We start from the raw sequence: 7,887 nt of genomic DNA, 5'->3' as shown, positions 1-7,887 counted from the left end.
AAACCGCGAACTCGTCGTCCAAGCAGATCCTGATGCAAGCGGGTACGTCGATGCTCAAGCAAAGCACGCAAATCAATCAAATGGTTTTGTCGCTGCTGCAATAAGCGGATCTTGCTGTTTAGTCGTGCAGATGCGTGGCGCTGTCGGGTGTTTCGGAGGGCGCAGCTGATCGGCAAGGCTAGACCGCATGTGGGCCGTCAAGGCGGTTCGATTTTGACGTTGAGTGCGGGCTGGCGTGAGCGGGACGACGCCGGCTCGCAATCAATCAACGAGAAAAGCCAAGAGTATCTTCAAGAGCAAGCCGGTCATTGCGGCTGTCGGCCTGTGTTTGTTGATCGCAGGCGGCGCCGGCGGGGCACTGCTGTTTCAAAAAATTAACGGGTTTCGAGATGGTCGCAGCGAAGCCGTAAAGGTGGTCAAGAAGGCGAAAGCGTTCAGCTACGTCGAGCTGGACAAGATCATGGTCTCGTTGACGATATCGGCCGGGCCGGATGGTTCCGCGTCGTCGATCTATCGATGTTGAACTTGTGTAACGACCGGCGCATCCGCCCGGGCGGATGCCATGCCTGCGATGAAGATCAGCGGTAAAAACTTAAACCGGAATGTGACGGATCTGATGGGCATCGTGCCGACGGTGCGAGTGAGAACGGCCCGCATTATAGAGCCGAAAGTTTGTCGAAAAGGCCTTAAGGTTTCGAAACCAGGCGCCGCCTTTGGGTGGGTGAGGACGTCATGTGACGTTTCTTGAGTCTTAATTCCTGGAGAAAAAATCGTGCTTAGTCTTCACACCAACATGGCTTCGCTGATGGTTCAGAGCGCCGTGTCGCGAACCCAATCCGACGTTACCAAGTCGATGATCCGTCTCGGCACCGGCTATCGGATCAATACCGCCGCCGATGACGCTGCCGGCCTGCAAATCGCAACCCGCCTGCGCGCGCAAACGAGCGGCATGGCCGTCGCGGCGAGCAACACGCAGAATGCGACTTCGCTGATGCAAACGGCCAACGGCGCGTTCGACGAAATCAAGAACGTCCTGATGCGCATGAAGGATCTGGCAACGCAAGCGGCCGACGATTCGTCTTCGGCCGCCGACAAGGTGGCCATGCAGGCGGAATACGACGCGCTTGGCGAGCAACTGAAAAACGTAATGTCCAACACGGCGTACGGCGGCGAAAAGCTGTTCAGCGAGGGCGTCGACGACGGCTCGGGCAATATCGTCGGTGCCGGCAAGTTTTCGAAGGCATTGACGTTCCAGGTCGGTGCAAGCTCGAGCGAAACGATGACGGTCGATTTCTCGGTCTCGCTTGAGGCTGTTGCTGTGGCCTTCAGGGCTGCTAGCGCGGCGTTTGGCGGTGACGACGGCAGCGACGGCGGTGACGGCGACGGCGGCGACGGCGGCGACGGCGGCGGGAATGGCGGTGGTAGCTTCCGAGCCGCACTGGCCGCTCCCGGTACAGAACTGACCGACGACGGCTCGGCGAACCAGATGATCGATAAGCTCAACGATGCGATCGACAAGGTCGGTGCGCTGTCTTCAGACATCGGCGCACAGCAAAACCGCCTGTCGTCCATCGCGGCCAACCTGTCGAACATGTCGACCAACACGACCGACGCCACCGGCCGGATCATGGACGTCGACTACGCAAGCGAAACCGCGAACTCGTCGTCCAAGCAGATCCTGATGCAAGCGGGTACGTCGATGCTCAAGCAAAGCACGCAAATCAACCAAATGGTTTTGTCGCTGCTGCAATAAGCGGAGCTTGCTGTTTAGTCATGCAGATGAGTGGCGCTGTCCGGTGTTTCGGAGGGCGCAGCTGATCGGCAAGGCTAGACCGCACGTGGGCCGTCAAGGCGGTTCAAATTTGACGTTGAGTGCGGGCTGGCGTGAGCGGGGTCACGCCGGCTCGCAATCAATCAACGAGAAAAACCATGAGTATCTTCAAGAGCAAGCCGGTCATTGCGGCTGTCGGCCTGTGTTTGTTGGTTGCGGGCGGCGCCAGCGGGGCACTGCTGTTTCAAAAAATTAACGGGTTTCGAGATGGTCGCAGCGAAGCCGTGAAGGTGGTCAAGAAGGCGAAAGCGTTCAGCTACGTCGAGCTGACCAAGATCATGGTCTCTTTGCCGATATCGGCCGGGCCGGATGGTTCCGCGTCGTCGATCTATCGAGTCTGCTCGATAGATATGGCGTTCGAGATCGGCGACAAGGACCATGAAAAATTTCGCAATTTGATGCCGCTGGTGCGCAGTTTCGCGGTACAGGCGCTGTCCGTGCATACGTACGCCGAAGTCAGGAAAGTGCCGCTCGAGCAATTGCAAGAGGACGTCGGCACGCGCATCTTGAGCATCGCCGCTAGCCGTCACATGGATCGTCCGTTCAACGCGGCAGTCATCACTCAACTGCTGTGCGAGTGATGGCCGATAGGTCGGCGGGCGGTGCGGTTTTCGATGCAACATCAAGCGGGGGCATATAAAAGGGTGTGAAATGCAGATTTTATTAGGTGGACTATTTGTCATCGTCTGTGTGTTCGGGGGGTTTGTCCTGCACGGCGGATCGCTGCATGCGATCTGGCAGCCGACGGAGATTCTGATTATCGTGGGCGCGGCACTCGGGGCGCTGGTCATGGGCAGCCCGAAGCACGTGCTGATGGAGATGCTGGCGCAAATCAAGAAGGTCGTCTCGCGCGGCAAGCACGACGGCGAGTTCCAGCGCCAGCTGCTGCTGTTGCTCTACGAACTGCTCGAAATGGTTCGCGACGGGGGCCTCAAGGTGCTCGATCAGCACGTCGAGAACCCGGAGGAAAGCGGAGTCTTCCAGAAGTATCCGAAGATTCTTGCCGAGCGCAAGCTCACGGCGTTCATCGTCGACAACTTCCGTTTGATGGCGATGGGGCGCATCAGCCCGCATGAGCTGGAGAGCATGCTCGACCAGGAAATCGAGGCGATCGAAGGCGAACTGCTGCAGCCGTCGAAGTCGCTCGGCAAGATCGCCGAGGCGATGCCCGGCTTCGGGATTCTGGCGGCGGTGCTCGGCATCGTGACGACGATGGGCAACATCGGCGGCTCGGTAGCGGAGATCGGCGTGCAAGTGGCCGGGGCGATGGTCGGCACGTTCCTGGGCATTCTCCTTTGCTACGGCTTTCTCGATCCGCTGGCCGGCGCGATGGTGCTGCGGGTGAAATCGGAGGCGTCGTCGTTCGAGTGCATCAAGGTCGTGTTGTGCGCGCAAGTGGCGGGCAAGCCCACGCTGCTCGCAGTGGATGCAGGCCGCAAGCTGATTCCGATCGAAGTGAAGCCGAGTTTCGCGACGCTCGAGTCGTGGATCACGAAACTCAGAAAATGAACGTGGGAGAGGCGAGATGAAGAAAGGCGACGCACACGGTCACGGTTCCGCGATCATCAAGCGCCGCGGCAGGCATCACGAAGAGCGTCACGGCGGCGCGTGGAAGGTGGCGTTTGCGGACTTTACGCTGGCGTTGATGGCGCTCTTCATGGTGCTGTGGGTGACGACGGCGTCGACGCGGGAAGAGCGCATGAAGATCGCCGCTCAGGTGAGCGGAAGGCCGTTTCTGACCGGGGGCGTCGGCATCTTCGAGCAGAACAGCAAGACGCCGCAAATCGGGCCGTATGTTCCGGATGCGGGCGAGGGGCGCAGCGATGGGGAAATGGGCGACGGCGAATCGGCTTCGGCCGATTCGATCGGGCAGCAGGAAAAGCTCGCTGCCGCAATCATGGAGCAAGCCAAGGTGCTCGACCTCGACGCGAACATCGAGACGGTGACGACGCAGGACGGCCTGCGCATCATCGTGCACGATTCGGCCGACCGCGGCATGTTCGTGCGCAGCAGCGACAGGCTACAGCCGCAGATCGACGCGCTGTTTCGACGCCTCGCGCCGGTGCTGAAGGCGGTGTCGAACAAGGTCGTCATCGCGGGGCATACCGACTCGGCGCAATACGCGGATTCGAGCGTCTTCACCAACAACTGGAATCTGTCGAGCCGCCGCGCGCTGCGCGTGCGCCGGACACTGGAAGAAGGCGGCCTTGACGATCAGCAAGTGTTCCAGGTCGTCGCGCTGGCCGACAAGGTGCCGGCTGCCGCGAGCGACGCGACGGGCTCGCGCGATCGCCGGGTCGAGCTGATGCTTCTGACGACTAAGGCCGAACAAGACTGGATGCGTTTCTTCCGCATGGAGGGGGTGAAAGCGACGCCCGTCGGCGGCGGTCCGGAGGTGCGCCTGGCGAGCGGCGCGGCAGTGTCGAACTAAGCCCGGTGCGCGCGGCGCGCTCGTCAGCTCGCCGGATTGTCCTCGTCGGGCTCGGGCGGCGTGCCGCTCTGAGGCGCGCCGAGAATGCCGACCTGGAAGATCGGCGTGCCGGCGAGCGATTGCAGCGCGGGGTCCTCAGGCATCGTTGCGAGCAGCGGGAAGATGACCGAGCCGCCGATCACCGCGCGCCGGCTGTTGTCGGCAGGGCGCAGCCCCCATATGTCCTGATAGACCACAGGAACGGTCTGCGTGCCGCGGGTCGTGTTGCCGAGGTACAGCATCACGTGGCCGCCGATGTAGATCAGCGTGCGCATCGGTTGCCCGTGGTGAACCAGATAATCGAGGCGCTCCGCGGTGCTCGACGACGACAGATCCACCTCCGTCCCCGCGCTCATTTGCGTCGACGAGTGGCGCGGCAGCCACACGCCGAACGCGGCGAACACGCTTTGCAATTCCGACGAGCAGTCGTTGTAGAAACCCGTGTTGCCCCAGCCGTACGGGCGCCCGATCAGGGCTTTGAGGAGCGTCGCGAGATGGCGCGGCGTGGCGGCGTACGGCATCGGCACGAACTGCGCGTCGCTCAGTGCCGCGGTCTGGATGACGGCGCGGCCGTCGAGGTCGCGTGCCGGCACCAGCACGACGCGCATCTTGGGTCTTGCGCCGAGCTGCAGCGGCGAGAGCGGCAGCAGCGTGCCGGCCGGCGCGTCGAAGCGGAACGTGCCGCCGCCGTCGGTGACGCTCGCCTGCGCCGCAATGACCGCGCCCAGCCCTCGGCGAGCGCTGCGGCGCCAGGCATCGATGAACGTGTGGTCCGCGAAGCTCACGTTGCCGCTGCGCACCCAGCCTTGGACATCGGGCGTCTGCACGTAGTCCCAGCCGCCGTCGACGCTGCGCCCGAGCACGTAGAGCGGGGTGCCGGGGCGGATCGCGGAGATTTGCAGGTTATCGAACGGATAGCCTTCGCCCGCAACCTGGCGCGAGTAGAAGAACGGGTCCAGGGTCGGCAGCTCGCGCACGAGCAGATTGCCGGTCGCGATCGCGCGGCGCGAGGCGCTGTAGGCGGTGTTGCGCTCGAACTGCCCGACGTCCATGTTCTGGGCGATGGCGTCGATCCACGCCTTCGTGTACGGACGGAAGTTCTGGCCGTAGCCGATGAGCGGCGCGCTCTTGCCGGTGTTGTCGTAACGCGCGAGGCGGCTCTGCTGCAAGCCGGCGATGTCGCTCCCGTGGTTCCGGTAGGCACGCCCGTCGATAAACGCAGGGTTCCAGGGCGACGGACTATCGGCGGCCGTGCCGAACTCGCGCGCGTAGAGCGCCTCGAATTGGGCTTGCTGGTCGCTCGCGCTCAGGAACGGCGTGTCGTAGCCGGGGCTTGCGGGACGGATCCAGTGATCGACGTCCTGATCGTAGGCGGCCATCGGGAACAGGCCGACGCGGTCGATCTCGGCCGCAGGTCCCGAGGACACCGGCGCGGTCGTGCCGCACGCGGCCAACGCCGCGCAGAGGATCGCAGCCGGAATGCGCAGGCGAAGCCATGCGGCCGCTCGTGCGGCGGCGCGGTGTGAAGACGAGGAAGCGGTGTCCGTTTGGAAGGGAACGGGGACGGCAAAAGGCATGATGCTCGCAGGGGTTGGCACGAAGGCCATGATGATACGGTGAGTTGCGGCGTCTGCGGTGTCGATTTCTGCCGGCTCGCCATGCCGCTGCGAGGCGGCCTCATCGTTCGGCGTCCGGCGCCAGTGCCGCGCGGCGAAGCACGTTCATCGGACCGAGGCGCTCGACGGTCTGCCGCTGCGCGGCATCGCGCACGAAAAGCGACCCCGCGAATCCCAATGCGTTCACCGCGACGGCCTCGACGCTCGGCGTCGATCTCGGCACGAGCAGCATCCAGCTTGGCGTAATCAGCAAGTTGTAAGGCGCATGCGGTTGCGTTTCGAGGTTCGCGTCGGGGGTTCCCAATCCAACGGCGTCGAGCAACGCGCGATAGCTGTCGACAGCCGTGCGAGCGGCCTTTGGCGACGCGCCCAAGGCAGGATCGAGCGTCGCGAACGCATGACGGAACGGCAAGCCCGGCACGACGCCGAGCGTCCCTCGCAGGTGCGCCGCGGCCAGGAGCGGCTCGACCGGCAGCCGCCCTCCCGAGGCGCCGAGCGGCAACGGCACGATCTGCAGATGCTTGTGCGGCTGGCTTGCGCCCGCTTCGAGGGCGCTGTTGTAGAAGCCCAGGCTGTCGAACTGAGTCAGGCACGCGAACCATGCGGCGAAGTCCGCGGTGTCGAGCGGGGTTTCCTGACGGACGAACGTGCGCGTGACGATCAGCAGATGGTGATCGATCACGTTGAACTTGTTGAGCAACGCGATGTGCGTGTCGGAGACATCGGCGACGAAGAGGTTTGGATCGTGCGGCAGGAACGGATTGGCGGGCGGGCTCGGGGCGAGGCGCGGATCGGGCGCCGGCTTGGCCGCCTCCTTGCGCATGAGGCTCGACACCTGACGGACGATGAAGCGGATACCCGAGTCGTCGATGGTCCGTTCGTCGGACGCGATCGGTTGCAGCGCGCCGCAACTCAGGGCATGCGCCGTTTGCTTCTGGATGGCGGGCCACAGTGTGCCGGGTTGCAGTCTGCAAGCAGGATTCATGATGTGTTTCTTGGGGGGGCGGTGCCCGATCCGATCTTCCTGAACGCATTTTACGCACCGCTAGCCTCGACCCGCGCTATTTTCGCCCGTCGAGACCGATGCATTGGGGGAATACACTATGATTCCGCGCGTTCTTGGAGACCGACTCATGAACTACCCTCACGCTCACTATCGTTCGTTGTCGACCGGAGTTGGCGCTTTAGCGCTTACTCCGGTCCCATGCAAAGCTCCCCCCGAGGGGGCGGATGCCTCGCTTGGGGCGGCCCGGCGCGAGAGAATCGACCACCCCCACGCTCACTATCGTTCGCTGCCCCCCGAGGGGGCGGATGCCTCGCTTGGGGCGGCCCGGCGCGAGAGAATCGACCACCCCCACGCTCACTATCGTTCGCTGCCCCCCGAGGGGGCGGATGCCTCGCTTGGGACGGCCCGGCGCGAGGCATCATGAAGCTCGATAAAACGGATCGCGCGATCCTGATGAAAATTCAATCCGACGGCCGGGCGACGAACGCGAGCCTCGCCGATGCCGTGGGCCTGAGCGAAACGCCATGCGCGCGGCGTTTGAAGCGGCTCGAGTCCGAGGGTTACATCGAAAGCTATCAAGCCGTGCTGTCCCGTTCGGCGTTGCAGATCGGCGTCGTTGCGTTCGCACTCGTGCGCTTCGGCGTCCACGACAGGAAGCTGTCGGACCAGTTCGAGCGCGAAATCCAGGCGATTCCGCGCATCGTCTCGTGCCACAACATCTCCGGCAGCGCCGACTATCTGTTGCAAGTGGTCGCGAAAGATCTCGAGGACTATGGCGTGTTCATGCGCGACGTGCTGCGCGCGTTGCCGGGCGTGACGGCGGTCGAATCGGTGCTGTCGCTGCGCGAAGTGAAGCGCCATAGCGGCTTGCCGCTGCTGTGAGCGAACGCTGAGCTCGTGCGGGGGACAGGAGCCGCCAAAGTACAGCGCGGCGAGCGGCTGGGAACGCCGCTTGCGCACTCCC

Annotated in this window: 8 protein-coding genes; 6 read left to right on the top strand and 2 right to left on the bottom strand. The window is 63.5% G+C overall.

Going from position 1 to position 7,887, the window contains the following annotated elements; all coding sequences use genetic code 11:
* Positions 1-235 precede the first annotated feature (235 nt).
* The 5 genes from J3489_RS00760 to J3489_RS00740 all read left to right on the top strand — a co-directional run bounded on the left by J3489_RS00760 (position 236) and on the right by J3489_RS00740 (position 4,262).
* Positions 236-523: a hypothetical protein gene (locus J3489_RS00760; protein WP_206995213.1), complete on the top strand. Its 288-nt coding sequence runs from the start codon at positions 236-238 to the stop codon at positions 521-523.
* A 249-nt stretch (positions 524-772) separates the two neighbouring features.
* Positions 773-1,753, top strand: a complete 981-nt coding sequence (locus J3489_RS00755) for a flagellin N-terminal helical domain-containing protein (protein WP_206995211.1) — start codon at positions 773-775, stop codon at positions 1,751-1,753.
* A gap of 131 nt (positions 1,754-1,884) precedes the next feature.
* On the top strand, positions 1,885-2,412 hold the full coding sequence (locus J3489_RS00750) for a hypothetical protein (protein ID WP_206995210.1): 528 nt from the start codon (positions 1,885-1,887) through the stop codon (positions 2,410-2,412).
* A gap of 70 nt (positions 2,413-2,482) precedes the next feature.
* On the top strand, positions 2,483-3,340 hold the full coding sequence (gene motA, locus J3489_RS00745) for a flagellar motor stator protein MotA (protein WP_206995209.1): 858 nt from the start codon (positions 2,483-2,485) through the stop codon (positions 3,338-3,340).
* 16 nt (positions 3,341-3,356) lie between these two features.
* A complete protein-coding gene (locus J3489_RS00740) occupies positions 3,357-4,262 on the top strand; it encodes an OmpA family protein (RefSeq protein WP_206995207.1) in 906 nt (301 codons plus the stop codon).
* A gap of 23 nt (positions 4,263-4,285) precedes the next feature.
* On the opposite strand, the gene J3489_RS00735 is transcribed toward J3489_RS00740, so the two are convergent.
* Both J3489_RS00735 and J3489_RS00730 read right to left on the bottom strand, forming a co-directional pair.
* Entirely contained in the window at positions 4,286-5,878 is a 1,593-nt protein-coding gene (locus J3489_RS00735; protein WP_206995205.1) for an SH3 domain-containing C40 family peptidase, read from the bottom strand.
* Positions 5,879-5,978: 100 nt separating this feature from the next.
* A complete protein-coding gene (locus J3489_RS00730; RefSeq protein ID WP_206995203.1) occupies positions 5,979-6,902 on the bottom strand; it encodes an ATP adenylyltransferase family protein in 924 nt (307 codons plus the stop codon).
* Positions 6,903-7,343: 441 nt separating this feature from the next.
* Here J3489_RS00730 and J3489_RS00725 point away from each other — a divergent pair, with 441 nt between their 5' ends.
* Entirely contained in the window at positions 7,344-7,805 is a 462-nt protein-coding gene (locus tag J3489_RS00725; protein ID WP_206995202.1) for an Lrp/AsnC family transcriptional regulator, read from the top strand.
* Positions 7,806-7,887 lie beyond the last annotated feature (82 nt).

Origin of the sequence: Trinickia mobilis, assembly GCF_017315705.1 — a bacterium.
Classification (GTDB): domain Bacteria; phylum Pseudomonadota; class Gammaproteobacteria; order Burkholderiales; family Burkholderiaceae; genus Trinickia_A; species Trinickia_A mobilis.
This window is presented reverse-complemented; position numbering and strand designations above follow the sequence as displayed.

Coding starts and splice junctions, on each gene's coding strand:
- J3489_RS00730 (WP_206995203.1), bottom strand. CDS start 6,902: ATGAATCCTGCTTGCAGACTGCAACCCGGCACACTGTGGCCCGCCATC.
- J3489_RS00735 (WP_206995205.1), bottom strand. CDS start 5,878: ATGCCTTTTGCCGTCCCCGTTCCCTTCCAAACGGACACCGCTTCCTCG.
- J3489_RS00740 (WP_206995207.1), top strand. CDS start 3,357: ATGAAGAAAGGCGACGCACACGGTCACGGTTCCGCGATCATCAAGCGC.
- J3489_RS00725 (WP_206995202.1), top strand. CDS start 7,344: ATGAAGCTCGATAAAACGGATCGCGCGATCCTGATGAAAATTCAATCC.
- motA (WP_206995209.1), top strand. CDS start 2,483: ATGCAGATTTTATTAGGTGGACTATTTGTCATCGTCTGTGTGTTCGGG.